The sequence below is a fragment of the Halomonas mongoliensis genome (assembly GCF_052496345.1).
This window is the reverse complement of record NZ_CP199288.1, coordinates 2,939,574-2,966,002: the sequence shown is the minus strand read 5'-3', so window position 1 is coordinate 2,966,002 and position 26,429 is coordinate 2,939,574. Positions and strand designations below refer to the sequence as shown.

At 68.9% G+C, this 26,429-nt stretch carries 26 protein-coding genes; 4 read left to right on the top strand and 22 right to left on the bottom strand.

What is annotated here, in order from left to right; translation table 11 throughout:
* On the bottom strand, positions 1-675 hold the full coding sequence (locus ACRYRV_RS13975; RefSeq protein ID WP_444984731.1) for a spermidine synthase: 675 nt from the start codon (positions 673-675) through the stop codon (positions 1-3).
* A 166-nt stretch (positions 676-841) separates the two neighbouring features.
* On the opposite strand from ACRYRV_RS13975, the gene ACRYRV_RS13970 reads away from it, so the two are divergent.
* Positions 842-1,780: a YihY/virulence factor BrkB family protein gene (locus ACRYRV_RS13970; RefSeq protein ID WP_444984733.1), complete on the top strand. Its 939-nt coding sequence runs from the start codon at positions 842-844 to the stop codon at positions 1,778-1,780.
* Between the two features lie 50 nt (positions 1,781-1,830).
* Here the strand turns inward: ACRYRV_RS13970 and ACRYRV_RS13965 are convergent, their stop codons facing one another.
* Positions 1,831-3,255: a phospholipase D family protein gene (locus ACRYRV_RS13965; RefSeq protein ID WP_444984734.1), complete on the bottom strand. Its 1,425-nt coding sequence runs from the start codon at positions 3,253-3,255 to the stop codon at positions 1,831-1,833.
* Positions 3,256-3,629: 374 nt separating this feature from the next.
* Between ACRYRV_RS13965 and ACRYRV_RS13960 the strand changes: the two genes are divergently transcribed.
* Positions 3,630-5,045 (top strand): xanthine/uracil/vitamin C permease, encoded by a 1,416-nt coding sequence (locus ACRYRV_RS13960; RefSeq protein WP_253443636.1) that lies wholly within the window; start codon positions 3,630-3,632, stop codon positions 5,043-5,045.
* A 78-nt stretch (positions 5,046-5,123) separates the two neighbouring features.
* Here the strand turns inward: ACRYRV_RS13960 and ACRYRV_RS13955 are convergent, their stop codons facing one another.
* Positions 5,124-5,882: a glycerophosphodiester phosphodiesterase family protein gene (locus ACRYRV_RS13955; protein WP_253443638.1), complete on the bottom strand. Its 759-nt coding sequence runs from the start codon at positions 5,880-5,882 to the stop codon at positions 5,124-5,126.
* Between the two features lie 124 nt (positions 5,883-6,006).
* Between ACRYRV_RS13955 and ACRYRV_RS13950 the strand changes: the two genes are divergently transcribed.
* Together ACRYRV_RS13950 and ACRYRV_RS13945 are read left to right on the top strand one after the other, a co-directional pair.
* Positions 6,007-6,561: a hypothetical protein gene (locus ACRYRV_RS13950; RefSeq protein WP_444984735.1), complete on the top strand. Its 555-nt coding sequence runs from the start codon at positions 6,007-6,009 to the stop codon at positions 6,559-6,561.
* Positions 6,562-6,661: 100 nt separating this feature from the next.
* The gene (locus tag ACRYRV_RS13945; RefSeq protein WP_444984736.1) at positions 6,662-7,639 is read left to right on the top strand and encodes an NADPH:quinone reductase; all 978 of its coding nucleotides are present in this window, start codon (positions 6,662-6,664) and stop codon (positions 7,637-7,639) included.
* Between the two features lie 68 nt (positions 7,640-7,707).
* On the opposite strand, the gene ACRYRV_RS13940 is transcribed toward ACRYRV_RS13945, so the two are convergent.
* The 19 genes from ACRYRV_RS13940 to cobA all read right to left on the bottom strand — a co-directional run bounded on the left by ACRYRV_RS13940 (position 7,708) and on the right by cobA (position 26,325).
* Positions 7,708-7,947 carry a hypothetical protein gene (locus tag ACRYRV_RS13940; protein ID WP_253443642.1) on the bottom strand — a complete coding sequence of 80 codons (240 nt, stop codon included), beginning with the start codon at positions 7,945-7,947 and terminating at the stop codon, positions 7,708-7,710.
* Positions 7,948-7,994: 47 nt separating this feature from the next.
* Positions 7,995-8,630 (bottom strand): urease accessory protein UreG, encoded by a 636-nt coding sequence (gene ureG, locus ACRYRV_RS13935; protein ID WP_444984737.1) that lies wholly within the window; start codon positions 8,628-8,630, stop codon positions 7,995-7,997.
* A gap of 246 nt (positions 8,631-8,876) precedes the next feature.
* Positions 8,877-9,599: an urease accessory protein UreF gene (locus tag ACRYRV_RS13930; RefSeq protein ID WP_444984738.1), complete on the bottom strand. Its 723-nt coding sequence runs from the start codon at positions 9,597-9,599 to the stop codon at positions 8,877-8,879.
* A complete protein-coding gene (gene ureE, locus ACRYRV_RS13925) occupies positions 9,589-10,113 on the bottom strand; it encodes an urease accessory protein UreE (RefSeq protein WP_444984739.1) in 525 nt (174 codons plus the stop codon). Before ureE ends, ACRYRV_RS13930 begins: the two co-directional genes overlap by 11 nt.
* Before the next feature lie 9 nt (positions 10,114-10,122).
* Positions 10,123-11,826, bottom strand: coding sequence for an urease subunit alpha (gene ureC, locus ACRYRV_RS13920; protein ID WP_444984740.1), 1,704 nt, complete (start codon positions 11,824-11,826; stop codon positions 10,123-10,125).
* Positions 11,823-12,143: an urease subunit beta gene (locus ACRYRV_RS13915; protein ID WP_444984741.1), complete on the bottom strand. Its 321-nt coding sequence runs from the start codon at positions 12,141-12,143 to the stop codon at positions 11,823-11,825. Before ACRYRV_RS13915 ends, ureC begins: the two co-directional genes overlap by 4 nt.
* A 10-nt stretch (positions 12,144-12,153) precedes the next feature.
* A complete protein-coding gene (locus tag ACRYRV_RS13910) occupies positions 12,154-12,456 on the bottom strand; it encodes an urease subunit gamma (RefSeq protein WP_444984742.1) in 303 nt (100 codons plus the stop codon).
* A gap of 25 nt (positions 12,457-12,481) precedes the next feature.
* A complete protein-coding gene (locus ACRYRV_RS13905) occupies positions 12,482-13,372 on the bottom strand; it encodes an urease accessory protein UreD (protein WP_444984743.1) in 891 nt (296 codons plus the stop codon).
* Positions 13,373-13,632: 260 nt separating this feature from the next.
* Positions 13,633-14,331, bottom strand: a complete 699-nt coding sequence (gene urtE / locus ACRYRV_RS13900; protein ID WP_253443655.1) for an urea ABC transporter ATP-binding subunit UrtE — start codon at positions 14,329-14,331, stop codon at positions 13,633-13,635.
* A complete protein-coding gene (gene urtD, locus ACRYRV_RS13895) occupies positions 14,331-15,170 on the bottom strand; it encodes an urea ABC transporter ATP-binding protein UrtD (RefSeq protein ID WP_253443657.1) in 840 nt (279 codons plus the stop codon). Before urtD ends, urtE begins: the two co-directional genes overlap by 1 nt.
* Complete coding sequence (gene urtC, locus ACRYRV_RS13890; protein ID WP_444984744.1) at positions 15,167-16,333, bottom strand: urea ABC transporter permease subunit UrtC; 1,167 nt, start codon at positions 16,331-16,333, stop codon at positions 15,167-15,169. Before urtC ends, urtD begins: the two co-directional genes overlap by 4 nt.
* Positions 16,334-16,336: 3 nt before the next feature.
* Positions 16,337-17,932, bottom strand: coding sequence for an urea ABC transporter permease subunit UrtB (urtB, locus tag ACRYRV_RS13885; RefSeq protein WP_444984745.1), 1,596 nt, complete (start codon positions 17,930-17,932; stop codon positions 16,337-16,339).
* Between the two features lie 92 nt (positions 17,933-18,024).
* Positions 18,025-19,368: an urea ABC transporter substrate-binding protein gene (gene urtA, locus ACRYRV_RS13880; protein WP_444984746.1), complete on the bottom strand. Its 1,344-nt coding sequence runs from the start codon at positions 19,366-19,368 to the stop codon at positions 18,025-18,027.
* Positions 19,369-19,686: 318 nt separating this feature from the next.
* Positions 19,687-21,168: a tripartite tricarboxylate transporter permease gene (locus ACRYRV_RS13875; protein WP_253443666.1), complete on the bottom strand. Its 1,482-nt coding sequence runs from the start codon at positions 21,166-21,168 to the stop codon at positions 19,687-19,689.
* 19 nt (positions 21,169-21,187) lie between these two features.
* Positions 21,188-21,670 (bottom strand): tripartite tricarboxylate transporter TctB family protein, encoded by a 483-nt coding sequence (locus tag ACRYRV_RS13870; protein WP_253443669.1) that lies wholly within the window; start codon positions 21,668-21,670, stop codon positions 21,188-21,190.
* A gap of 98 nt (positions 21,671-21,768) precedes the next feature.
* Positions 21,769-22,770, bottom strand: a complete 1,002-nt coding sequence (locus tag ACRYRV_RS13865; RefSeq protein WP_253443672.1) for a Bug family tripartite tricarboxylate transporter substrate binding protein — start codon at positions 22,768-22,770, stop codon at positions 21,769-21,771.
* 143 nt (positions 22,771-22,913) lie between these two features.
* On the bottom strand, positions 22,914-23,675 hold the full coding sequence (locus tag ACRYRV_RS13860; RefSeq protein WP_253443675.1) for a response regulator: 762 nt from the start codon (positions 23,673-23,675) through the stop codon (positions 22,914-22,916).
* Between the two features lie 45 nt (positions 23,676-23,720).
* Positions 23,721-25,424 carry an ATP-binding protein gene (locus tag ACRYRV_RS13855; protein ID WP_253443678.1) on the bottom strand — a complete coding sequence of 568 codons (1,704 nt, stop codon included), beginning with the start codon at positions 25,422-25,424 and terminating at the stop codon, positions 23,721-23,723.
* A gap of 73 nt (positions 25,425-25,497) precedes the next feature.
* Entirely contained in the window at positions 25,498-26,325 is an 828-nt protein-coding gene (cobA, locus tag ACRYRV_RS13850) for a uroporphyrinogen-III C-methyltransferase (protein ID WP_444984747.1), read from the bottom strand.
* Positions 26,326-26,429: the final 104 nt, after the last annotated feature.

Below are 26,429 nucleotides of genomic sequence, written 5' to 3'. Positions count from 1 at the left end.
TCAGCTGGCCAGCCAGATGCAGTGCTTGGCCCCCTTGCCGGGGCGATGGGCGCGCACCGTGACCGTCTCGACCAGGAAGCCGATCCGGCGCAGGCGCTCGGTAAAGGCGGGATCCTGGCCCGCCGACCATACCGCCAGCACCCCGTCGGGGCGCAGGGCCGCCTGGGCGGCGGCCAGCCCCTTGGGAGAGTAGAGCCAGTCGTTCTCGCGCCGGGTCAGCCCCTCGGGACCGTTGTCCACGTCGAGCATGATGGCATCGAAACCGCCGGACTCGCGGCGCAGCAGCTCGCCCACGTCACCCAGGCTGACCCGGGTGCGCGGGTCGTCGAGCGGGTGGCCCGCGGCGGCGCCCAGGGGCCCGCGGTTCCACTCCACCACCCCCGGGACCAGCTCGGCCACCACCACCTCGGCGTCCTCGCCCAGGACGGCCAGGGCCGCGGCCAGGGTAAAGCCCATGCCCAGGCCGCCCACCAGCACCCGGGCGCCGGGGCGGTCGGCGATACGCTCACAGGCCAGCTCGGCCAGGGCATCTTCGGAGCCGTGCAGGCGGGTGTTCATGAGCTCGCCGGGGGCCCCGGCGATGCGGATGGAGAATTCGTCATTGCGCTGCAGCAGCCGAAGCTCGCTGCCCTTGCCGGGAATGCTGGCGGTGCCGATCAGTTCGAACTTGGCCATGGTCTCTCGCTGCCGTGGGGATGGGGTGAAGCCGAGGCGTGACATTATGCTGACTGTCGTCCCGCCGTACCATTATTTGGCCGTTGCCCCGCCGGCAGGCAGCGGCATTGGCAACGAGTGCTGGGCGGGGCGTATGATGCAGGTACGCCCATGGATGGCCTCCGCCATGACTGCATCGCCGCCCAGGCGCCCCTCGCGCCCCCAGCCCCTCCTCACGCTGCCGCCGCGGGTGGCACGCTTCCTGTGGCGGGTGCTCACCGCCTTCCTGCGCAACCGCGGCATCCTGCTGGCCGGCGGCGTCGGCTACAATATCCTGCTCTCCATCGTGCCGCTCTTCGCCCTGCTGGTGGTGCTGCTGGCCCGGGTGGTGGACGAGGCGCACCTGCTCGACGTCCTCAGCATCCAGGTACAGCACCTGGCCCCGGCCCACGCCGAGGTGCTGCTGGAGGCGGTGCGCGCCCTGCTCGACACCCGCGAGGTAATCGGCATCCTCGGCTTCCCGATCCTGCTGCTCTTCAGCTCCTTCGCCTTCCGCATGCTGGAGGACGCCCTGGCGATCATCTTCCACGCCCCGGACACCCATCACCAGGGACGCAGCGCCTGGGTCTCGGTGCTGCTGCCCTACGCCTTCATGGTGGTGCTGGGCGCCGGGCTGATGGCACTCACCCTGCTGGTCAGCCTGCTCAGCTCCCTCAATACGCTCTGGCTGGCGCTCTTCGATCGGGAGCTGCCGCTGTCGGGCGCCTCGGAGCCGGTGCTCAACCTGGCCAGCTTTATCGGGGTCTTCCTTCTGTTCAGCGCCATCTACAAGGTGCTGCCGGTGGTGCGGGTGGCGCTGCGCCGGGCGGTGATCGGTGGGCTGGTGGCCGCCCTGCTGTGGGAGGGGGTGCGGCTGCTGCTGGTCTACTACTTCGCCAATATCTCCTTCGTCAACGCCGTCTACGGCTCCCTGGCGACCCTGATCGTGGTTCTGCTGAGCCTGGAGGTGGGCGCCATCATCCTGCTGCTGGGGGCCCAGGTGATCGCCGAGCTGGAGCACAACGCCCGCCAGGGGCTGCCCTGGCACATCGACCCGCGACGCCAGGCGATCACCCACATCGACTGAGCGCCGTCGCCCTCCGCGAAAGGGCTCGCCCCCTCCCGGGCGGCTGGCCCTCAGAAGGTGGAGAGCCCGGTGGCCTCCATGATGCGGTAGCGCAGGCCCTGCCAGACGGTGGCGTCATCAAAGGCCGCAAAGGGCTCGCTGGTGGTGCGCTCGGGAGAGCTCGCCCAGCGCCGCTCGAAGAAGGCAGTGGCCTGCTCGAGGGCAGGGGTGTCGGGAGGGCCCAGGAGCCGGACGCTGCTTTCCAGGTTGAGGTCATCCAGGTTGCGCCGGGTAAAGTTGGCCGAGCCGAGGATCAGCTCAGTCTCGCCGCCGTCTGCCGGGCGGCGCAGCAGCAGCTTGCTGTGGCACTGCTCCCCCCGGGTGGCGCACCAGCGCACCGCGATGCCAGCGGCGACGAGTTCGCGTCCCACCGGCCGGTTGGGAATGCCGCCCTTCTCCAGGCCGAAGGCATCCCGGTTGGGGTCGAGCAGGGCGCGTACCCGTACGCCGCGCCGGCTGGCCGCCTGAAGCGCCTCGATCACGCCACGATGGGCGAGGTAGAAGACCACCAGGTCCAGGCGATCCCCCTCCTGGCAGGCCTCGATCGCCGCCAGCAGCGCCTTGCGAATGGCCGCCTCGGTCAAGAGCTGCAGGCGCAGGTTGCCTGCTACCGGGGCCGGGGCGGGCGGCATCGGCCCGGGCAAGTTGATGCCCGACCAGCTCGCCACCGCCCGCTCCGAGGCCAGCAGGTCGAGGGCCGCCTCTCCGCTGAAGCGCAGCGCCACGTTGCCGTGCAGGCTGCTGGCGTCATGGGGGTTCGCCGAGGTCACCAGGCCGGCCCACCCCTCGCCCTCGTCCACCACCAGGGTCTTGCGATGGTTGGCATTGAAGTTGAGCATCGCCAGATAGCTGCGCAGCGTCACCCGGCCCGGTCCCAGGGCGTTGGGTAGCCAGCCCCGCCCGGGGCGATTGCCCAACCAGCGCGGGCCCAGGTGCCAGAGCCCCGACCAGAGCGGGTTGGAGGCGCGCAGGCGGTTGAGGTCGGTCAGCACCACGACGATCCCCGCCCGTCGCAGGGCCTCCAGATGGTCGAGCTCGAGCCCGCCGTAGAGGGTATTGAGGGGGTCGGTGATCACCACCGCCTCCAGTTCGGGGTAGCGGCGCTTCTGTGCCACCAGGGCGGCACTCAGCTCCGCCGATAGCGGACGCAGGCCGCCACCCCCGACGCCGGCGGTGAAGTCGTTGAAGAGAAACACGTCGAGTACCACCAGGCGCCGGGCCTGGTCGATCATCGCCAGCATCTCGTCGAAGATGGCCTGATCGAGATGGCGCCTCCCCCGTGCATCGAACCAGGTTTCGTCGCTCAGGAAGCGAACCTCGTCGACGGCCCTCACCGGCCAGGCCTCGCCCACGCGCCTCGGCAGCGGCTTGCAGCGCTGCCAGGCCCCCATGGCAACCCAGCCCGTCAGCAGCAGTGCCATCAGCCAAGGCCACATGCGTCACCCCTCCCCCTGTCCCTTGCCGGCACTCCGCTGCCTTCATGGTGCGGCGCCGACACCCGCGCCTGACGACATCCACCAGATATCGGCACGCCATTGGACCAAAGTTTACGTTTACGTAAAGACCGGCTGGCGACACCTCAGTGTCAACAACCTTGGCGTCATATCCCGCCCATTTCGCGACTCTTTGGCCTCTTTTCGCCACAAGAGCAAAATATTGTCGACAGTCACGCGATCGCCAGCCGGCCCGGGCTCGTTACAAGGTCGAATGTTCCTGGCCCGCTACGCCAAGTAAAAACGCCACAGCCAATAACAACAATAGATAAGCGAGGAATGTCCATGAACAACCAGAACCGCTAGAGGTTATCGACGTGCTACTGAAACGTAAGTATGGTGAGGAACAACCCTACTGGCCGGTGGGACCCTTCAAGGTTCGCCTCCCCTTCATCCACTTCCCCTGGGCCATCCCGGAAACCATCCAGGCCCTGGTGATGTTCGTCATCTCCCTGGGCATGATTCCGCTGCTGGAGCAGTACCTCGGCATACCCTACGAGGTAGCGCTGGCCTTTGTCGTGGTCTGTGGCATCGGCTTCATCCTCCCGCCGCTGCTCGGCATCCCCTTCATCGCCGGCTGGATCACGCCCGCGATCCCGGTGGTGCTGCTGTTTATCGGCGACTTCGAACCTGGCCCCGAGGCGCTCAAGGCGATGGTCGCCCTGCAGCTCATGGTCACCGCCATCTTCCTGTTCATGGCCGTCACTCGCCTCGGCACCAAGCTGGTCAACAACGTTCCCGACTCCATCAAGGCAGGGATCCTGCTGGGCGCCGGCATCGCCGCCATCAGCGGCGAGATCAGCGCCGGCGGCCGGCTCTACAACACCCCCATCTCGCTCGGCATCGGCGGCCTGATCACTCTCTACGTGCTCTTCTCGCTCTCCTTCCGGGACCTGGCCGAGAAGTATCGCTGGGCGCGTAACATCGTTGCCTACGGCATGGTGCCGGGCATGCTGATCACCATGGCCATCGGCTGGAGCGTGGGCGAGTACCCGCTGCCCGAGGTCGAGTGGGGCATCGCCATTCCCGACTTCGCCGGCATCTGGGCCTACCTGCCCTTCTCCATCGGCGCCCCGGGCATCGAGCTGATGATCGCCGCCATCCCCACCGCGATCATCGCCTACATCATCGCCTTCGGCGATATCATCGTGGGTCAGACCCTGCTCAAGCGCGTCGACCACCTGCGTCCCGACGAGAAGATCGAGGTCAACGTCGACCGCGTGCACCTGATCACCGGCCTGCGCAACCTGATGCACTCCCTGCTGGCGCCCTATCCGGGCCTGGCTGGCCCGCTCTTCACCGGCGCCATGGCCACCGTCACCGAGCGCTACCGCTATGGCCGCAAGGCCATGGAGAGCATCTACTCCGGCACCTCGGTGTTCTGGATCGTCGGCTTCTTCGCCCTCTTCCTGCTGCCGCTGGTCACCGCCTTCCGCCCGGTGCTGCCCATCGCCCTCTCCATCACCCTGCTGATCACCGGCTACCTCTGCATCGCGGTGGCCGTGGAGCAGATCCACAACGCCACCGCCATGGGCGTGGCAGGGATCATGGGTGTGGTACTCGCCACCCACGGCGCCGCCTGGGGCCTGGGCATCGGCCTGATCCTCTACTTCCTGATCGAGCATCGCGCCCGCAGCGTGCGCGACGCCGAGCATGAAGAGCCGATCCATGTGGAGGATGACATGGTGGTGGAGCAGGACGACGGCCGCGACGCCGAGCCCGCCACCCGCTGAGCCAGCGCCCCACGGGGCGGCACAAGGCCAAGGTCAGAAGGGCCGCCCGGTGGGCGGCCCTTCTGCGTGGGCGGCTGCTTACGCCTCGGGAGGCAGGTGGCCCAGGAAACGAGTGGGATCATCGCTGATCGCGCTGTTCACTCCCCAGCCCCACTGGTGGGCGAAGGCCGCCGGGTCGTTGGCCGTGTAGCAGAGCAGCGGGTAGCCGGCCGCCCGCACGGCACGCGCAGTGCGCTCGGTGAGGCGCGTCCAGTCGGCGTGGACGCTGAACGCCTCGAGGGCCTCGCAGCGGTGCTGCCAGTCGCTGGTCACCCCCTCGAACAGCACGCCCAGGGCCAGCCGCTTCGCCGGCGCCATATCACGGGCGGCGTCCAGCGCCCCGGCGTGGAAGGAGGAGACGATCAGCCGCTCCGGTGGCAGCGCCTCCATGGCAGCAGGGACCGCCTCCTCCACCAGCGCGGCGGCGCTGCGGCCGCGGTTGACCTTGAGCTCCAGGTTGAGCCCGAGCCCCAGGCCATCGACCAGCGCCAGCATCTCCGAGAGGGTCGCCATGCGCTCGCCTCGGTACTCGTCGCCGAACCAGGCGCCCACGTCAAGTCGACGGGCACCGGGCAGGTCCAGATCGGCGAGCCTCGCCCGCCCGTCGGAGCAGCGCTTGACCGTGGCGTCGTGCCAGATCACCGGCGTGCCGTCTCCCAGCAGCTGGACATCCAGCTCGACCCAAGTACAGCCCGCCGCCTGGGCGGCGCGCACCGCGGCCAGGGTGTTCTCGGGGGCCCTGGCGGATAGGCCGCGATGGGCAAGCAGGCGTGGCAGGGTAATCTCCGGATGGCGCATGGCGTCTCGACTCCTTGAGGATCATGGCCGCCAGCATAGCGGGATGCGGGGGACCGTGACAGGGCCCCGAGGCGCTGGAGTATGCTAGGCTTCGCGCCAGCCAATCTAGAGAGTGGAGAGCACGATGAAGGTGGTGAGTCTCGAGCCCGGCGCCCGGCAAGATGCCTGGCTGGCGCGGCTATGTGCGGCGGTCCATGGCACCCAGGCAGGGCTGGCGCCGCTGGTGGCCTTCAGCGGTATCCGCCACCTGCTGTTTCCCGTCGAGGCGGCGCGCCTCTGGGCGCTGGAGGATGACAAGGGGCGGCCCCTGGCGCTGGCGCTGCTGGTCATGGACGAGAGCGGCGAGGGCATGGCCGTGACCCTCGCCGCTACCCTCGGCGAGAGTCGCGAGCCCCTGCGCCGGCTGCTCCACGACCTGGCCCTGAAGGCGCCGCTCTGCATCCCCCCAAACGAGAACCTGGATGAGGCCTTCCTGGGGGAGTGCGGCATCACTCGCTGGGTGGAGAACGACCGGGGCGAGCGGGTCGGCCTCGCCTTCCAGCACCCCGCCGCGCTCTCCGGCCGGCTGACGCCACCGCTCGCCTTCGATGAGCAGGCGGTGCTGCGCCGCTTCAAGCAGGAGCGGGCCTTCTTCGAGGCGGAGCGGCAGGCCTTCGTCGACGGGCTCGGGACCGGCTGAACCCGCCGAGGGAGCCAGCGACTTGACCGGCCGGACGTTCGGCGTTTGGATGGCTCTCTGTCCCCACGGCTTTCCACTCCCATGACAAGGACCTGACACCATGGCCAAGCGTATCCAGTTTGCCCGCACCGGCGGCTCCGAGGTGCTCGAACTCGTCGATGTCTCCCCCGCCGAGCCCGGCCCCGGCGAGGTGCGAATCGCCAACCGCGCCATCGGCCTCAACTTCATCGACATCTACTTCCGCACCGGCCTCTACCCCGCCCCGTCGCTGCCCTCCGGGCTCGGCACCGAGGGCGCCGGCGTGATCGAGGCGGTGGGTGAAGGCATCAGCCACCTCGCCCCCGGCGACCGCGTCGCCTACGCCCAGGGGCCGCTGGGCGCCTATGCCGAGCTGCACACCCTGCCCGCCGACAAGGTGGTCAAGCTGCCCGAATCCATCGACTTCGAGACCGCCGCGGCCAGCATGCTCAAGGGGCTGACGGTGCAGTACCTGATGCGCCAGACCTTTGCGCTCAAGGGCGACGAGACCATCCTGTGGCACGCCGCCGCCGGCGGCGTGGGCTCCATCGCCTGCCAGTGGGCCCGGGCGCTCGGCGTCAGGCTGATCGGCACCGTCAGCTCCCCGGAGAAGGCGGCCCTTGCCGAGCAGAACGGCGCCTGGGCCACTATCGACTACACCAGGGAGAACGTGGTCGAGCGGGTGCGCGAACTCACCGACGGCGCCATGTGCGACGTGGTCTACGACTCGGTGGGCAAGGACACCTGGGAGACCTCCCTCGACTGCCTCAAGCCGCGCTCGCTGATGGTCAGCTTCGGCAACGCCTCCGGCGCGGTCGACGGGGTCAACCTGGGCATCCTCAACCAGAAGGGGTCGCAGTTCGTCACCCGTCCCAGCCTCAACGGCTATGCCGACACCCCCGAGCGGCTGCAGATGATGGCCGATGAGCTCTTTGCCATGCTCGAAAGCGGCAAGCTCAAGGTCGATATCTCCCACCGCTACCCGCTGGCCGAGGCCGGCCAGGCCCAGGACGCCCTGCAGGGCCGCCAGACCACCGGCTCCACCATCCTGCTGCCCTGATCCCCCCTGCCCCCCAAGCAGAACGCCCGGCCACTGGCCGGGCGTTCTGCTTGGGGCGACGCCGACATTCAGCGCTGACGCTGCAGCCGTCGCTGGCGAAGGACACGCCGCAGCAGCAGGGCCAGCCCGGTCACGCCCAGCACGGCGAAGGCGCCCGCCAGCAGCAGCAGCGGGCTGCCGGTATGGGCATGGACATCGGGGGCGCCGTGGCCCGGGTGAGCCAGTGCCGAGCCGGCCCCAAGCATCAGGCCGGTGGCCGCGGCAGCCGCAGCGGCGCGCTTCGAGAGAGACATCGAGAGTAAGGTCATGGTGGCGATCTCCTTGCCGGTGTGTCGAGTCGGTACGGGGGAGTGGGTCAGGCGATAGCGGCGGCCTGTGGCCGGCGCTCCGGCAGCATGCCGCGCTCGAGGATGAACTGGATGATGGTCTCGAGGCCCACGCCGTCATAGAGGTTGGTGAAGACGAAGGGGCGCTCGCCGCGCATCGTCTTCGAGTCGCGCTCCATCACCTCGAGGGACGCATGCACCTGCTCGGCGATATCGATCTTGTTGATGATCAAGAGGTCCGACTTGGTGATGCCGGGGCCGCCCTTGCGGGGGATCTTGTCGCCGGCGGAGACGTCGATCACGTAGAGGGTGAGGTCGGAGAGCTCGGGGCTGAAGGTGGCCGAGAGGTTGTCGCCGCCGGACTCCACTAGCACCAGCTCGAGGCCCGGGTGGCGCCCCTGGAGCTCGTCGATGGCGGCGAGGTTCATGGAGGCGTCCTCGCGGATGGCGGTGTGGGGGCAGCCGCCGGTCTCCACGCCGAGGATGCGATCCGCGGCGAGTGCCTCGTGGCGCAGCAGGAAGTCGGCGTCCTCTCGGGTGTAGATGTCGTTGGTGACCACGGCGATATCGTAGTGGTCGCGCAGGGCCAGGCAGAGCTGCTTGAGCAGCGCCGTCTTGCCGGAGCCCACCGGGCCACCGACGCCAACGCGTAAACAATGGGTCATGTCGTGTCTCCTCTTTTACTCTTTCGTCGTTATCCTGTCGGCTCGGGCGACTCACTGGACTCACCACGCCACGCGACCGAAACCCTGGCACCCCGGCCGGACTCCCGCGGTCGGAAAGACGGCACATCCCTGTACCGACTTTCCTAAATCTTCATCCCTGAAGATTTCCCGCGTCGCTTCGTCCGGTGTACCAGCGGCCGCGCGAGGTGGATTCGCCAGTAATCGCCCTGCCGTCCTGTCTTGGCGCTAACTTCTGAAAAGTCGCGAATACTGGGTCTCGTGCAGGGCGCTGGCCAGGGCCAGGCCGGGCAGCGCCGGGCCGAGTTCGTCATCGGGCAGGGCCAGGGCCTCGTCCACCGCGGCGACCAGGGCCGGACGCAGGCGCTCGACGATTCGCTGGGCGGCGGTGTGGCCCAGGGGCAGCGCCTTGCAGGCCACCGCCAGCTGGTTCTCCAGCCAGGCCCAGGCGAAGCCGAGCAGCGCCTGGCGCACCGCAATGCCGCGCACCCGGGCCGCCCAGGCAAACAGCGTCACATAGCCCGCCCCTTCCGGGAGCTCTGGCCCATGACTTGAAACATCAGGGGGCAGCAGCGCCAGGCTGCCCAGCAGGCGCTTGAGCGAGGCCCCGAGCCGCGCATCCTCGGCGGCGAGCTCCGCGGTCTCGCGGTTGGCGGCAAGCCAGGCGTCCCACTCGGCCACCGCCTCGCCGTCACCCTCCGACCAGGCGGCATGCAGGCGCGAAAGCGCCGGCAGGTCGCAGCGGGTCAGGCCATCCTCGAGTACTCCTTCGAGCCAGTCGCCGAGGCTCGCCTCGTCGCTTACCCAGCCCAGCTCGAAGGCGCTCTCCAGCCCCTGGGAGAAGGCGAAGGCGCCGATGGGCAGCGCCGGGCTGACCCACTGCAGCAGCCCGAGCAGGGCCAGATCGTCATCCGACGCCTTCTCCATCGGAGCCTCCGGCTCAGTGGGCATGGGGGTGGCCATGCTCGTGCCCATGGTCGTGGTCGTGCCCGTGCGAGTGGCTGTGTGAGTGGCCGTGCCCGCCCAGCTGCTGGTAGGCGCCGGGCTCCGGGTCGAAGGGGGCCCGGTGGTGCTCGAGCGTGGCGCCGAGCAGCGCTGCCAGCTCCTCCAGCACATGGTCCAGCGGAAAGCGTACGTATCCCCCCTTCTCGTCCTCGCCCAGCGCCAGCTGCACATGGCGGTTGCCCAGGTGGTAGGCGAGCCGCGCCAGGGGCAGGCCGGCGGCGATGCGGGCGGTGACCACCGGCTCGTCGGCGGCGCGGATGCGCACCACCTCGCCGCCCTCGGCGCGCAGCCCCTCGCCGTCGCGCAGCACCGGGCCGCGGTCGAGGAAGAGCCCGAGGTCGCGGCCGGCGTCGCTTTCCGCCTTGAGGCGGCCGCGAATACGCAGCTCATAGGGCAGCGTCAGGGTATCGGTGGCCTGGTCCGCCGCGATGGGGCCCAGGCGTTCGGTCAGTCTCAGCATCTCGGACTCCTAGAACAGGTGGTAGCGCTGGGCCAGCGGCAGCTCGGTGGCGGGCTCGCAGGTCAGAAGCTCCCCGTCGCAGCGCACCTCGTAGGTCTGGGGGTCTACCGTCAGCTCGGGGCAGGCGTCGTTGAGTTTCATATCCCCCTTGCGGACGCCGCGCACGTTACGGCACGCCACCAGCCGGCTCGCCAGGCCCAGCCACTCCTGGATCCCCGCGTCCAGGGCCGCCTGGCTGACGAAGCTGACCCGGGTCAGGCTTGCCGCCCGCCCCAGGGCGCCGAACATCGGCCGGTAGTGGACCGGCTGGGGCGTAGGGATTGAGGCGTTGGGGTCGCCCATGGGCGCCATGGCGATCATGCCGCCCTTGAGAATCAGTGCCGGCTTGACGCCGAAGAAGGCCGGGCTCCAGAGCACCAGGTCGGCCAGCTTGCCCACCTCGACGGAGCCCACCTCGTGGCTGATGCCGTGGGTGATCGCCGGGTTGATGGTGTACTTGGCGATATAGCGCCGGGCGCGGAAGTTGTCGGCACCAAGCGCCTCGTCCTCGGGCAAGAGGCCTCGCTGCACCTTCATCTTGTGAGCGGTCTGCCAGGTGCGGCACACCACCTCCCCCACCCGGCCCATGGCCTGGGAGTCGGAGGCGATCATCGAGATCACGCCGAGATCCTGAAGGATGTCCTCGGCGGCGATGGTCTCGCGGCGGATGCGCGAGTCGGCGAAGGCCACGTCCTCGGGGATGTTGGGGTCCAGGTGATGGCACACCATCAGCATGTCGAGGTGCTCGTCGATGGTATTGACCGTATAGGGCCGGGTCGGGTTGGTGGAGGACGGCAGCACGTAGGGCTTCGAGCAGGCGGTGAGAATGTCCGGCGCGTGGCCGCCCCCGGCCCCCTCGGTGTGGTAGGTGTGGATGCCGCGCTCCTTGAACGCCGCCAGGGTGTCCTCCACGAAGCCCGACTCGTTGAGGGTGTCGGTATGGATGGCGATCTGCACATCGTACTGCTCGGCTACCGACAGGCAGGTGTCGATGGATGCCGGCGTGGTACCCCAGTCCTCGTGGAGCTTGAGCCCCATGGCACCGGCCTCGATCTGCGCCGCCAGGGCCTCGGGCAGGCTGGCGTTGCCCTTGCCCAGAAGGCCAATATTCATGGGCAGCTCATCCACCGCCTGGAGCATGCGGGCGATATGCCACTCGCCGGGGGTGCAGGTGGTGGCCTTGGAGCCGGTGGCGGGTCCGGTGCCGCCGCCAAGCATGGTGGTGATGCCGCTGGCCAGCGCCTCCTCCACCTGCTGGGGGCAGATAAAGTGGATATGGGCGTCGATGCCGCCGGCGGTGAGGATCATGCCTTCGCCGGCAATCACCTCGGTGCCGGGGCCGATCACGATCTCCACGCCCGGCTGGGTATCGGGATTGCCCGCCTTGCCGATGGCGGCGATGCGGCCATTTTGCAGCCCCACATCCGCCTTGACGATGCCCCACCAGTCGAGGATCAGGGCGTTGGTGATCACGGTGTCCATCACGCTGTCGTCATGGCGCTGGCTCTGGCCCATGCCGTCGCGGATCACCTTGCCGCCGCCGAACTTCACCTCCTCGCCGTAGTGGGTGGCGTCGCGCTCCACCTCGATCCACAGCTCGGTGTCGCCAAGGCGCACCCGGTCGCCCACCGTGGGGCCGTACATATCGGCGTAGGCCTGTCTCGAGATCTTCATGATTTGCCTCCTTCCAGCGCACCCATGACCTCGCCGAGGAAGCCGTAGATATGGCGCGTGCCTGCAAAGGGAATCAGGGTCACCTCCCGGGTCTGGCCCGGCTCGAAGCGGATCGCGGTGCCGGCGGCCACGTCGAGGCGATGGCCGCGGGTCTTGTCGCGGTCGAAGACCAGCGCCGGGTTGGCCTCGGCGAAGTGGTAGTGGGAGCCGATCTGTATCGGCCGGTCGCCGGTGTTGGCCACCTCGACGGTGATCCGTTCGCGCCCCTCGCAGAGCGCGATCTCGCCGTCCTGCAATCGATATTCACCGGGAATCATGGGGAGCTCCTCAGACAATCGGACTATGAACGGTGACCAGCTTGGTGCCGTCCGGGAAGGTGGCCTCCACCTGCACCTCGTGGACCATCTCGGCCACGCCTTCCATGACGTCGTCGCGGCCGAGGATCTCGCGGCCGGCGCTCATCAGGTCGGCCACGCTGCGGCCATCCCGAGCGCCCTCCATGATCTCGAAGCTGATCAGCGCCACCGCCTCGGGATAGTTGAGCTTCAGGCCGCGGGCGCGGCGGCGCTCGGCCAGCTGAGCGGCCAGAAAGAGCATCAGCTTGTCCTTGTCGCGGGGTGTCAGTTCCATGGCGTCGTCTCGTCGGTGAAGGGAATCAGGTCAGCCAGATGCGCGGGATCTGGGCCTCGAGGCCCAGCAGCCGTGGGCGCAGTACTCGCCAGGCGGCCTCGCAGAGCGCCCAGGCCTCGCGGCGCTCATCGCCCAGGTAGCGCAGCAGCAGCACGCCGTGGCGCAGGGTCACCGCCCAGCGGGGCGAGGCGGGAAGCGCGTCGCGCAGCGCCTCGATGGCCTCGGGCGCCTCAACCAGGCCCACCGCCCAGAGGGTCGCCTGGACGCTGGCGCCCCCCTGCCCCCAGCGCCCCGTGAAGCGCGGGTGGGCGGGGTCCAGCGGCTGGCGCTCCAGCCACAGGGGCCTGCCGTCACGGGTGAGGCGAAAGCGCTGTTCGAGGCGCCCCGAGCGATAGGGCAGCGCACTTGCCGGGCGCCCCAGGGCCAGCACCTCCCAGCCCAGGCAGCGGGCGGTGCCCGAAAGGTCGATCCGGGTGCTCTGCTCCCCCCGGGAGCCGTCGAAGGCGATGGTCTCCTGGGGCAGCCACTCCAGGGTGCCGCCATCGTCGACCTCCAGGTGGGTGGCCTGACACCAGGCCACCCCGTGGCTGTCGGCGCGATAGAGCTTGTTGGCCGCCGGCGTGGTGAGCAGCGCCTGGGCGCCCGCCTCGACCCGCGCCGAGATGGTCAGGGCATCGCCGCTGACCAGCCCCCCCGGCGGATGGAGCAGGTAGAGGTGGCAGACGCCCGCAGGCCCCTCCGGATAGAAGGGGCGCTGCACCCGCAGCGGCCCGCAATGGCGCGCCCGGGTCAGCCGCGTCGCCCCGTCCCGCTCGGCGAAACGCAGCTCAAGCGTCGCCTCCCAGCGCCGCTCGGCATCGAAGCGGTGGCCGGATGCCGGCGGCGGGGGGGAAAGGGAGGGCTCGAAGGCGGTCATGGGCGGCTCGTGCGGTGGCATTTCTGACCAGTCTTCAGCAAGGCGCGTACCAGAATGGAGAGAGGGATATATTTCCCTTATCATTCATATGGTTGAAATGAATTCCGGGACCAGGAAGGCGGCCCCTCGCCCCCTCGCGGTGCATCAGGAGAGGCCGCCGCGCACCTTTCGGGTGCAGGCGCACGACCGGGCAGTCCATAAGGGTGCAGGACGCCCCCCCGTGAACCACGGGAGGCGCCTCGATGCTCGGCGTTTCACGCCTAGACCGTCAGGTGCTCCCTGATCAGCGCATCGGAGAGCTCGTCGATGGGCCCCTTGGCCACCGGCCGGCCGCGGTCCATGATCACGAAGCGGTCGGCGTACTTGCGGGCGAAGGGCAGCTTCTGCTCCACCAGCAGCACGGTGAGGCCGTCCTCCGCGATCAGCCGGCGGATCACCTCGCCGATCAGGGTGACGATATTGGGCTGGATGCCCTCCCCCGGCTCGTCGAGGATCAGCAGCCGCGGCTCGAGCACCAGCGCCCGGCCGATGGCCAGCTGCTGCTGCTGGCCCCCGGAGAGATCGCCGCCGCGGCGGTGCCTCATCTCCTGAAGCACCGGGAAGAGCTCATAGATGCGCTCGGGAATCGTCCTGCGGCCGTCGCCCCGGGCGGCGAGCCCGGTGCGCAGGTTCTCCTCCACGCTGAGCAGCGGGAAGATCTGGCGGCCTTGGGGCACATAGCCGATGCCGAGCCGCGAACGCTCCTCGACGCGCCGCCGGGTCAGCTCCACGTCGTCAGCGTAGCGGAGGCTGCCGGAGGCCACTGTTACCTCGCCCATGATCGCCTTCATCAGGGTGGTCTTGCCCACCCCGTTGCGGCCCATCACGCAGGTGCACTCCCCTGCGGGCACCTCGAGGTCGAGATCCCAGAGGGTATGGCTCTCGCCGTAGTACTGGTTGAGCTTGTCGATCCTGAGCATCACGCCATCTCCTCGTCGGCCTCGGCCCCCAGGTAGACCTCGATCACCCTGGGGTCGCTGGCCACCTGGTCCATGGTCCCCTCGGCCAGCACGCTGCCCTGGTGAAGCACCGTCACCTGGCGGGCGATGGAGCGCACGAAGCCCATGTCGTGCTCCACCACCACCACCGACTGCTTGCCGGCAAGGCCGGTCAAGAGCTCCGCGGTGCGCTCCATCTCCTGCTCGGTCATGCCGGCCACCGGCTCGTCCACCAGCAGCAGGCGCGGGCGCTGCATCAGCAGCATGCCGATCTCCAGCCACTGCTTCTGGCCGTGGGAGAGGATGCCCGCCGGCCGGTCGCGCAGCGCGGTGAGGCCGATGGTGGCCAGCCCCTCCTCGATGCGGTCGCGCACCTCGCCACTCATGCGGGCGGTGAGGGTCGGCAGGATGCGCTTATCGGCGGCCATGGCCAGCTCCAGGTTCTCGAACACGCTGAGCGCCTCGAAGACCGTGGGCTTCTGGAACTTGCGGCCGATGCCGAGACTGGCGATCTCCGGCTCGTTCATCGTCAGCAGGTCGTGGCGGCTGCCGAACCACACCGAGCCGGTGTCGGGGCGGGTCTTGCCGGTGATGATATCCATCATGGTGGTCTTGCCGGCGCCGTTGGGGCCAATGATGCAGCGCAGCTCGCCGTCGTCGATGGTCAGGTTGAGGTTGTCGATGGCCTTGAAGCCGTCGAAGCTCACCGTGACGTCCTCCAGGTAGAGGATCGGGCCGTGGCGCACGTCCACCGGCGAGGCGGTCGGCACCAGGAAGTCGAAGACGCGATCGCGGTCGGCCAGGGATCTCAGGAAGCTCATGGGGTCACCTCCGAGCCGGTGGCGCTGTTTTCATTGCCGGACGCGCCGGCGTCATCGCCCGTTCGGCGACGCTTCAGGCGATAGGCGAGGATCCCCGCCACGCCCTTGGGCAGGAAGACCGTGACCAGCACGAAGAGCCCGCCGAGGGCGAAGAGCCAGGCGTCGGGCATGGCGCCGGTGAAATAGGTCTTGGCGTAGTTGACCAGTATCGCCCCGATCACCGCCCCGTAGAGGGTCGCCCGGCCGCCCAGCGCCACCCAGAGCACGATCTCGATGGAGAAGAGCGGCGAGAACTCGCTGGGGTTGATGATCCCCACCTGGGGCACGTAGAGGGCGCCGGCAAGCCCCGCCAGCATCGCCGAGACCACGAAGACGAAGAGCTGGAAGCGCTCCACCCGGTAGCCGAGAAAGCGCGTGCGCGCCTCGGCGTCACGGGTGGCCACGCAGACCCGGCCGAGCTTGCTTCCCACGATGGCTCGGCACACGACGTAGCCCAGGGCCAGCGCCACGCCGCTGGCCAGGAAGAGCCCGAGGCGCGTCTCGTTGCTTCTCAGGTTGAAGCCCAGAATCTCTCGGAAATCGGTCAGGCCGTCGCTGCCGCCGAAGCCCATCTCGTTGCGGAAGAAGGCCAGCATCAGGGCGAAGGTGAGCGCCTGGGTGATGATCGAAAGATAGACCCCGGTGACTCGAGAGCGGAAGGCGAGGAAGCCGAACACCAGCGCCAGGGCGCCGGGCACCAGCAGCACCATCAGGAAGGCGAACCAGGCCATGTCGAAGCCGAGCCAGTACCAGGGCAGGTTCTCCCAGCTCAGGAACACCATGAAGTCCGGCAGCACGGGATCACCATACACCCCGCGGTCGCCGATCTGGCGCATCAGGTACATGCCCATGGCGTAGCCGCCCAGCGCGAAGAAGGCGCCGTGACCCAGGCTCAGGATGCCCAGATAGCCCCACACCAGGTCCACGGCGACGGCCAGCAGCGCATAGCTCAGGTACTTGCCAAAGAGGTTGACGGTATAGGCGTTGACGTAAAGCGGGTGGCCCTGGGGCACGGCCAGGTGCAGCAGCGTCACCAGGGTCATGGCCGCCAGCAGCACGGCCAGGAAGAGCTGCGTCGAGCGCTCGGCGAAGGGGCGCGTCAGCCAGAAGTGTGTGGAATGCATCGGTTAGCCCTCCGCCGCCCGGCCCTTCTGCGGGAAGAGTCCGCGGGGGCGCTTCTGAATGAACAGGATGATGAAGACGAGCACGATGATCTTGGCCAGCACGGCGCCCGCCCAGGGTTCCAGCACCTGGTTGATCACCCCCAGCGACAGGCCCGCCACCAGGGTGCCCCAGAGGTTTCCGACGCCGCCGAACACCACCACCATGAAGGAGTCGATGATGTAGCTCTGGCCCAGGTTGGGCCCCACGTTGGTGAGCTGGGAGAGCGCCACCCCGGCGAGCCCCGCCACCCCGGAGCCCAGGGCGAAGGTGAGGATATCGACCCGGGTGGCGCGGATGCCCATGGAGCGCGCCATGGCGCGGTTCTGGGTCACCGCCCGCACCTCGAGCCCGAGCCGGGTCCGGCGCATGATCAGCACCAGAGCGGCGAACACCGCCAGGGCGAAGGCGATCACCACCAGGCGGTTGAGGGTCAGCGAGAGGGCGTCGTTGACGGCGATGGAGCCGCTCATCCACTCCGGGGAGACCACGGTGCGGTTCTGGGGCGAGATCAGGGTACGCACCAGCTGTTGCAGGATCAGGCTGATGCCGAAGGTGGCCAGCAGGGTCTCCAGCGGCCGCCCCTTGAGGAACTGGATCACCCCGCGCTCGATGGCGATGCCGGCCAGCGCCGCCACCAGGAAGCCGGCGGGCACCGACAGCACCAGGGCCAGGCCCGGCTGGCCGGGCAGCAGCTGCTGCATCATCCAGGTGGTGTAGGCGCCGAGCATGATCAGCTCGCCGTGGGCCATGTTGATCACCCCCATCACCCCGAAGGTGATGGCCAGGCCGATGGCCGCCAGCACCAGTACCGAGCCGAGCGAGAGCCCGAAGTAGAGGGTCTCGGCGGCGCGGTTGACCTTGAGCATCTGCTCGATCTGGTTCAAGGCACTGCGGGCGGCGTCGGCCAGCATCGGGTCGTCGCCGTTGGCCGCCTGATTGAGAGCGACGCGGACCCGGGAGTGCAGGCTGCCCTCGAGGTCGGCCACGGCGGCCACCTCGCCCTGCTCCAGGCGGTGGATGGCGAGCGCCTGGGTCAGGCGGCGTCGTACCCGGGCGTCCTCCTCGCCCTCGATCACCTCGGCCAGGGGGCCGGCCAGGTCGGCGTCCACCTCGCCCAGCAGCCGCTCGGCGGAGGCGCGGCGCAGCGCGAGGTCCGCCGAGTAGAGATCTACCACGGCGATGGCGCTGCGCAGCTGGTTGCGCAGGGCGTTGTTGATGCCGATGCGGTCGAGATCGCGGCGGGACATCTCGCCCAGCGCCTCGCCGGTGAGGGCATCCTCCACCCGCCAGTCGCGGCCGCGGTTGTCCAGCACCACCACGAAGCGGCCATCGTCGGCGCGCTGCAGGCGCCCGTCGAGCAGGGCCTGGAGCCAGCCTCGGGCGCGCTCGTCGTCGCTGGCCACAATGGCCTCGATGGCGCGGCCCTTGGCGGGGAAGCTGTCGACGTCCAGGGCGTCGAGCAGCTCGATGGCTGCGGAATCGTCGGCCGCGGGCTGGGCCTGGGCGCCCAGCGGCACGGCCAGCAGCACCAGCAGCCAGAGAAAAAGGAGACGCCTCATGGGTTCATCCTTTGCAATAGGGAATCACGAAGTAGGTAAAGCGGGCGTGCGCCCCCGCCATGGAGCGGCGGGGGCAGGGTCGGACAGGGGCGTTACTCGGCGAGGGCGGCCTCGGCCTCCTCGGCGGCGGTGCTGCCGCCGCAGCGGCCGGTGGCCACGTTGAAGTTGCCGCAGCGCATGGGCGCCTGCCAGTCGGCCATCAGGTCACGGGAGCCGGGCAGGAAGTCGGACCAGGCGTCGCCGACCACGGTGGAGGGGGTCTGCCAGACGATGTCGAACTGGCCGTTGTCCTGGACCTCGCCGATCAGCACCGGCTTGGTGATGTGGTGGTTGGGCATCATCGCCGCGTAGCTGCCGGAGAGGTTCGGCACCACCACGCCGATGATGGCGTCCTTGATGGCGTCGGGGTCGGTGGTGCCGGCCTTGCGCACCGCCTCGGCCCACATGTTGAAGCCGATGTAGTGGGCCTCCATGGGGTCGTTGGTGACCGCCTCCTCGTCGCCGGTCCACTCGATCCAGGCGTCGATGAAGTCGTAGTTGGCGTCGGTGTCGACGCTCATGAAGTAGTTCCAGGCGGCCAGGTGGCCCACCAGGGGGGCGGTGTCGATGCCGGTGAGCTCCTGCTCTCCCACCGAGAAGGCGATGACCGGGATGTCGCCAGCGTCCACCCCCTGGTTGCCCAGCTCCCGGTAGAAGGGCACGTTGGCATCGCCGTTGATGGTGGAGACCACCGCGGTGGGCTTGCCCTCGCTGCCGAAACGGCGCACCTCGGCGACGATGTTCTGCCAGTCGCTGTGCCCGAAGGGGGTGTAATTGACCATGATGTCCTCGTCGGCGATGCCGTGCTCCTCCTTGAGGAAGGCTTCGAGGATGCGGTTGGTGGTGCGCGGATAGACGTAGTCGGTGCCGAGCAGCGCGAAGCGCTCGATGCCCATCTCGTTGATCAGGTACTCCACCGCGGGGATGGCCTGCTGGTTGGGCGCGGCGCCGGTGTAGAAGACGTTCTCGGAGGACTCCTCCCCCTCGTACTGCACCGGATAGAAGAGCAGGCCGTTGAGCTCCTCGAACACCGGCAGCACCGCCTTGCGCGACACCGAGGTCCAGTTGCCGAAGACCACGTCCACCTCATGCTGGGCGAGCAGCTCCCGGGCGCGCTCGGCGAACAGCGGCCAGTTGGAGGCCGGGTCCACCACCACCGCCTCTAGCTGGCGGCCGAGCAGCCCCCCCTGCTCGTTCTGCTTGGCGATCAGCATCTCCACGGTGTCCTTGAGCACCGTCTCGCTGATCGCCATGGTGCCGGAGAGCGAGTGCAGGATGCCCACCTTGATGGGGTCGTCGTCGGCCAGGGCCTGGCCGCCGGCGCCCAGCAGGGAGGCGGTCAGCAGCGCGGCGGTCAGGGGACGAAGCGGCAGCGACTTGCGATGGGAAGGGGTCACGAGAATCTCCTTGCTCCCCGAAGGGGGTCGTTGTGGTGGGACAAGGAGACATTGCAAGGGGTGCGCCACAGCGGGCCATTCGCGATAAAGACGTTCCAAGACAATCAGTTGGCACCAGTTGGTGCGGCGCAGCAGCGTGCTTGACGCACCGCCTCGGTGCAACCGAGGGCGCCGCCATGCACCGTTCGGTGCGTCGTGCCCGCCCCCTTGCGCCAGGTCAGTGCGCGGCGGACGTGCCGCGCGCCGAGAGCCCAGGTACAACGACGCGGGGGCGCCGGCATGGCCGGCGCCCCCGCGAACGGCGGCCAGGCGGAGGGGTCAGCGGGCCCTGAACTTGCGCAGCAGCGGCAGGGTCAGAGAGAGCGCGGCCACCACCAGCAGCGCCAGGGAGATCGGCTTGTCGATGAAGATCGACCAGTCGCCTCCGGAGATCTGCAGCGCCCGGCGCATGGACTCCTCCATGATGCTGCCGAGGATCAACGCCAGGATCAGCGGTGCGGCCGGGAAGCCGAACAGGCGCATGCCGAGCCCCAGCAGGCCGAAGCCGAGCAGCAGCAGCAGGTCGAAGACGCTGAAGCTCATGCCGTAGACCCCGACCATGCAGAAGATCAGGATCAGCGCCAATAGCAGCGGCCGCGGCAGGTCAAGGATCTTGGCGATCAGCGGGATCAGCGGCAGGTTGAGCACCAGCAGGAAGATATTGCCCAGGTACATGCTGGCCACCACGCCCCAGAAGACGTCGGGGCGGTCCACCAGCATCGCAGGCCCGGGGGAGACCCCCATCACCAGCAGGGCGCCGAGCAGCACCGCGGTGGAGCCGGAACCGGGCACGCCGAGGGTCAAGAGCGGCACGAAGGAGCCGGTGCAGGCGGCATTGTTGGCCGACTCCGGCGCCGCCACCCCCTTGATGTTGCCCTTGCCGAAGGTGTCGCCGTCCTTGGCCAGACGCTTCTCCATGCTGTAGCCGAGGAAGGAGCCGATGGTGGCGCCGGCCCCGGGCAGCACCCCGGTGAAGAAGCCGAGTATGGAGCTGCGCCCGATGGGCGGCGCGATCTGCCTGACCTCCTGCTTCGTGAGCCTGAGCGAGCCGATGGCGTTGCGCGGCTGCTCCTTGCCGCCGCCGCCCCTGAGCAGCATGTAGAAGACCTCGGCCAGGGCGAAGATCCCCAGCGCCACTACCAGGAAGTCGATACCGTCGAGCAGATGAACGGTGCCGAAGGTGAAGCGCTCGGTGCCGGTCTGCAGGTCGATGCCCATGATGGAGATCATCACCCCCACCACGGCGGCGATAAGCCCCTTGACCAGCGACTTGTCGGAGAGCGAGACCACTGCGGTAAGCCCCAGCACCATCAGCGAGAAGTACTCGGCGGGACCGAAGCTGACCGCCACCCGGCCGAGAAGCGGTGCCACCAGCATCAGGAAGATGATGGAGATGGTGCCGCCGATGAAGGAGGCGTAGGCAGCGATGGCCAGGGCCTTGCCGGCCTGGCCCTGCTTGGCGAGCGGGTAGCCGTCGAAGGAGGTGGCCACGGTGCCCGCCACGCCGGGCGCGTTGAGCAGGATCGAGGAGGTGGAGCCGCCGAAGATGGCGCCGTAATAGACCCCGGCCATCAGGATCAGCCCCGAGGAGGGCTCCATGCCGAAGGTGAGCGGGATCATCAGCGCCAGGGCGCTGATCGGCCCGAGCCCCGGCAGCATGCCGATCACCGTGCCGGCGAAGACCCCCGCGAAGACGTAGAAGATGTTGATCGGGTCCAGCGCGATGCTGAAGCCATAGATCAGGTTATTAAAGGCATCCATGGAATCACTCTCTCGCCGGTCAGAACGGCAGCAGGCCGGTGGGCAGGTAGACGCCCATCACCCGGGTCAGGGTCAGGTAGAGGGTCAGCACCACGCCCAGCGAGGTCGCCAGGTTGACGGCGTGGCGACGATAGCCGTAGTAGCAGCCGAGGCCGAAGCAGAGTGCCGTGGAGGCCAGCACAAAGCCCACCGGCACCAGCAGCAGCGCATAGGCGGCAAGGGCGATGGCGGTCACCACCACCCGCGACCAGGGGCGCAGCAGCAGCGTCTCACTGGACTCGGCCGAGTCGCCGTCGGGCTGGGGCTCGCCGGCGGCGGGCGCCTCGAAGAAGAGCAGCACTGCCAGGCCCAGCAGGGTGAATCCGAGCACCTTGGGAAAGAGGTCGGAGTCGATGGGGCGCGGCAGGGGGAACTGGGGGATCTGCCAGGCCATGGCCAGGTAGCCCACCGAGAACAGCGCCAGCAGCAGCGCGATGATCTGGTTGGAGTTGAGTCGCGTCATAGGAACCTGCCCGACGGCACCGCAGTGCCGACACATGGGGACGGGCCCGCCCGGGAGCCAGGCTCCCGGGCAAGCGGTGAGACAGAGGGGTGGAGGGGTCAGCCGCCGAGCAGGCCGAGGTCACCGAGGATGGTACTGAACTGCTCCTTCTGCTCGTCCAGGAAGGCGCCGAACGCCTCACTGTCCTGGTAGGCATCGATCCAGCCCAGCTGGTCGCGAGCTGCTTCCCAGCCATCGGTCTCGAGCATCTCGGCGAACAGCGCCTCGTAGTAGGCCACCGCCTCCTCGGGCATGTCCGGAGTGCCCATCACGCCGCGCCAGATGTCGAAGGTGTAATCGATTCCCTGCTCCTGATAGGTGGGGATATCCGCCAGCACGCCGCCCAGCCGCTCGGGAGAGGAGACACCGAGAGGGCGCAGGCCACTGCCCTCGCCCAGCTGGCCGGAGGCCTCGCCCGCACCGGTGATCACCGCTGCCACGTGACCGCCCATCAGGTTGGTCATGGCCTCACCGCCACCGGAGAAGGGGATGTAGTTGACGCTGGCGGCATCGAGGCCGGCCGCGGCGGCCACCCCGGCCATGGAGATATGGTCCATGGAGCCCGGCGCGCTGCCGCCGCCGATGCTCAGGCTGGGGTTCTCGGCAATCGCCTCGAAGAGCTCGTTGAGGTCCTCGTAGGGTGCGTCGGCCTTGACCAGGATGATGGAGTAGTCGGTGATCAGCCGCGCGACGGGAGTGAAGTCGGTGTGGTCAAAGCGCGAGGTGCCGGCCAGGGGCACCAGGATGATCGGCGGACTGGTGGCAAACAGCTTATGGGGGTTGCCGGTGTCGCGGGCGATCTGCGCCCAGGCCACGGCCCCGCCGCCTCCCGGCACGTTGATGGCACCGAAGCTGCGCTCGGCCAGCCCCTCCTCCTGGATCACCCGCGAGACGGTGCGCACCAGGGTGTCCCAGCCGCCGCCGGGGTTGGCCGGGGCGATGAACTCGATGTTGCGGGTCGGTGTCCAGTCGTCGGCCTGGGCGGCGGCACTGAAGCCGGTCAGGGCGGCCAGCGGCAGGACGATGGCGGTGAGGCTCTTGGCGGTAAACCTGGCAGTCATGGCGATTTCCTCTAGGCGGGTTCGTTGTTATGGCACTACGGGGCGAACGTTAGAGGAGCGGCGCCAGGGATCACAACCTTGTGAACATAATGAAGAAAAAGTGCGTTGTGGGCATTGTGTCCATTCTGCTCACGGCCGGGCGACTACCCCTCCTGGCACCAGGCGGCAGCGTCGCCGACCCGCCGATAGCGGCGCTCCGGCCTGCCCACATCACCATAGCCCAGCTCCGCCTCCACCACCTGCACCGAGACCAGAAACTCCAGATAGCGCCGCGCTGTGGAGCGGCTCGCGCCCATGGCCCGCGCCACCTGCATGGCGGCCATGGGCGTCGGTGAGGCGTCCAGCGCCTCCACCACCGCCCGCAGGGTCAGGCGGTCGATGCCCTTGGGCAGCTGGCGCCGGCCCCTGTCCGGCATCTCCGGTCCGCGGCCGAGCACCCGGTCGAGCTCCTCCTGGCTCATCTCCTCCCGGGCGGCCAGGGCCTCGCGCTCGCGGCGAAAGCGCGCCAGCATCTGGGCCATGCGCGAGGCCTCGGCGGGCTTGATCAGGTAGTCGAAGACGCCGCCGCGCAGCGCCTCGCCGATGGTCTCCACCTCCCGGGCGGCGGTGACCATGACCACGTCGACATGGCGGTAGTCGCGGCGCAGCAGCCACAGCAGCTCGAGCCCCTCGACATCGGGCAGGTAGGCGTCGAGCAGCACCAGATCGACCGCCTCCCCACCATCGGTGAGCAGGGTGCGGGCCTCCGCCCCGGAGCGCGCCATGCCCACCACTCGGAAGCCCTCGCTCTGCTCGATGAAGGCGCGGTGGATCTCGGCGATGCGAAAGTCGTCCTCGATGATCAGGACGCTATAGCCCTGATGATCGAGGTCCTGGCCCTGGACCGACTGGGGGTCGTTCGACATCTCTCCTCCTCTGACGGTAGTTGCGGTTGGGGAGACGGGGCTCGCTCAGGCCGTGGCCGGGTCGCGGCACAGCGAACGGTCCAGCACCACCGTGAAGCAGGCCCCGCCCAGTTCGCTCTCCTCCAGGGTGATGGCACCGCCGTGCTCGGCACACAGGCGAGCGACCAGGGCCAGGCCGATGCCGCGGTGGCGGCCTGGCTTGGTGGAGTAGCCCTCCTCGAAGATATGCGCCACCTGCTCCGACGGCACACCGGGGCCGTTGTCCTCCACCTCGATCAGCAGCTGCTCGCCCAGGTCGGTAAAGAAGAGCCTGACCCGCGGCAGCTCGCCACGGGCTCCATTGCCATCCGGACCGGCGCCCTGCCGGGCGGCATCGCAGGCGTTGTCGATGAGATTTCCGAGCACCGTCATCAGCACCTCCTGGCCGGCGGCGGTCATCGGCAGCGAGAAGGAGCTCTGGTCGTCGATCTCCAGCACCACGCCGATCTCGCGGGCCCGGGTCAGCTTGCCGAGCAGGGTGCCGCTGATCACCGGGTCGGCCACGTGGCCCATCAGGAAGCTCATCTGCGCCTGGGCCCGCTCGCTCTCCTGGTGGATCAGCGCCAGGGCCTCCTGGATGCGATCGAGCTGCAGCAGCCCGGAGAGGGTGTAGAGCTTGTTGGAGAACTCGTGGGCCTGGGCACGCAGCATGTCCACGTCGCGGCTGGCGGCGGTCAGGGCATCGGAGAGCTCGACGATCTCGCGGCGGCTGCGGAAGGTGGCCACGGCCCCCTCGATCTCGCCGGCGTGGCGCACCGGCACCCGATTGACCACCACCGGGTGGTCGCCGAGCCACATCTGCTGGTCGAACTGCCGCTCGCCGCGCTCGAGCACCTCCAGCAGCCGCGAGTTGGGCACCAGCTCCTGGATCGGCCGCCCCAGCACCTCCCGGGCCTCGGGCAGCCCCAGGAAGCGCCGCGCCTGCTGGTTGACCAGGGTGATCTCGCCCTCGCGGTTGACGGCCAGGATCCCCTCGTGGATCGACTGCAGGATCGCCTCCTTCTCCATGGCGAGCCGGGCGATCTCGTGGGGCTCGAGGCCCAGGATCACCCGCTTGAGGTGGTGGGAGAGCCCGTAGGCGCCGGCGAAGCCCAGGGCGATCATGGCCGCCACCAGCCACCAGCCGAGGCTGGTGTGTCGCCCCACGTCCAGGGCCACCCGGTCGAGCATGAATCCCACCGAGACGATGCCGATGATGTTGCCTTCGGCGTCGAACACAGGGGTCTTGCCGCGCATCGCCTCGCCGAGCGAGCCCTCGGCCTCGGAGACGTAGGACTCGCCGCCAATCAGCGCCCGGTCGTTGTCGCCCCCGACCATGGGCAGGCCGATGCGGTCCGGCAGCGGGTGGGAGTAGCGGATGCCCTCGGCGTTGCCCACCACCACATAGCGGGCCCCGGTGTCGCGGCGGATGCGCTCGGCGATGGGCTGGATGGTGACACTGGGGTCGGGCTCGTCGAAGGCCGCGACCAGCTCGGGAATGGCGGCCACGCTCTGGGCCACCGCCAGGGCACGCTGGCCCATCTGGTCGCTGATGATCTCGGCCTTGCGGTGATTGAGGTAGGCGCCCTGGGCCAGCAGCATGGCGGCGAGCAGCACCCCCACCAGCAGCATTACCTGCAGGCGGAAGCTGCGCATCAGGCGGTGGCGCCGCGGGCGCTGGTGGCGCAGTCGCCTCACCTCGGCGAGGGCATCATTGGGACGAGCCGTCATGATGGGCTCCCGACGATCGTGGAGCCCTCATTGTCGCACGCGACGACCACGCCGTCTTCGCCAGCGGCCCGCCTCAGCCGCGGCTGCCGGTCTCCCAGCCGCCGGCCCCGGCATGGGCGGGGTCGAACCAGGCCAGCGTGCCGTGCAGCCCGACCACCCCACCGACGATGATCAGGGTGGGCGGCCGGGGCGACACCTGGGCCAGTCGCGCCGGCAGGTCGGTGAGGGTCGCGCGATGCACCCGCTGGCGGGCCGTGGTGCCCTGCTCGATCAACGCCACCGGCGTCGTCGGCGCCAGGCCGTGGGCCACCAGCTGACGGCAGATCTCGGGCAGGCCGTGCAGCCCCATATAGAAGACCAGGGTCTGGCCGGGGCGGGCCAGGCAGGGCCAGTCGAGATCGGCGCTATCATCCTTGAGATGCCCGGTCACGAAGCGCACCGACTGGGCGTGGTCTCGATGGGTCAGCGGGATGCCGGCATAAGCGGCACAGCCCGAGGCCGCAGTGATGCCGGGAATGACCTCGAAGTGGACCCCGGCCTCCGCCAGGACCTCCAGCTCCTCGCCCCCCCGGCCGAAGATGAAGGGATCTCCCCCCTTCAGTCGCACGACCCGCTTCCCGGCCCGGGCCCAGTCGACCAGGGCCTGATTGATGGCCTCCTGGGGCAGGCTGTGGTCGGAGCGCGCCTTGCCCACGTAGAGGCGGCGGGCATCGGGATTGGCCAGGGCGAGGATCTCGCGACTGACCAGGCGGTCGTGCAGCAGCACCTCGGCCTCCCCCAGGCGCCTGAGTGCCCTGAGGGTCAGCAGCTCCGGGTCACCGGGGCCCGCCCCCACCAGGCTGACGCTGCCGGGCGGAAACTCGCTGGGGGCGATGGCGGATAAGAGAGGATCCTGCCGCATATTCCAATACCATTAAAATAAAGACGCTTTATATGCCTAAAGGTAATGAAATTGCCACCCGGATGCTACGACCGATCCGCTCCGAGCTTATAACGGGACGCCCC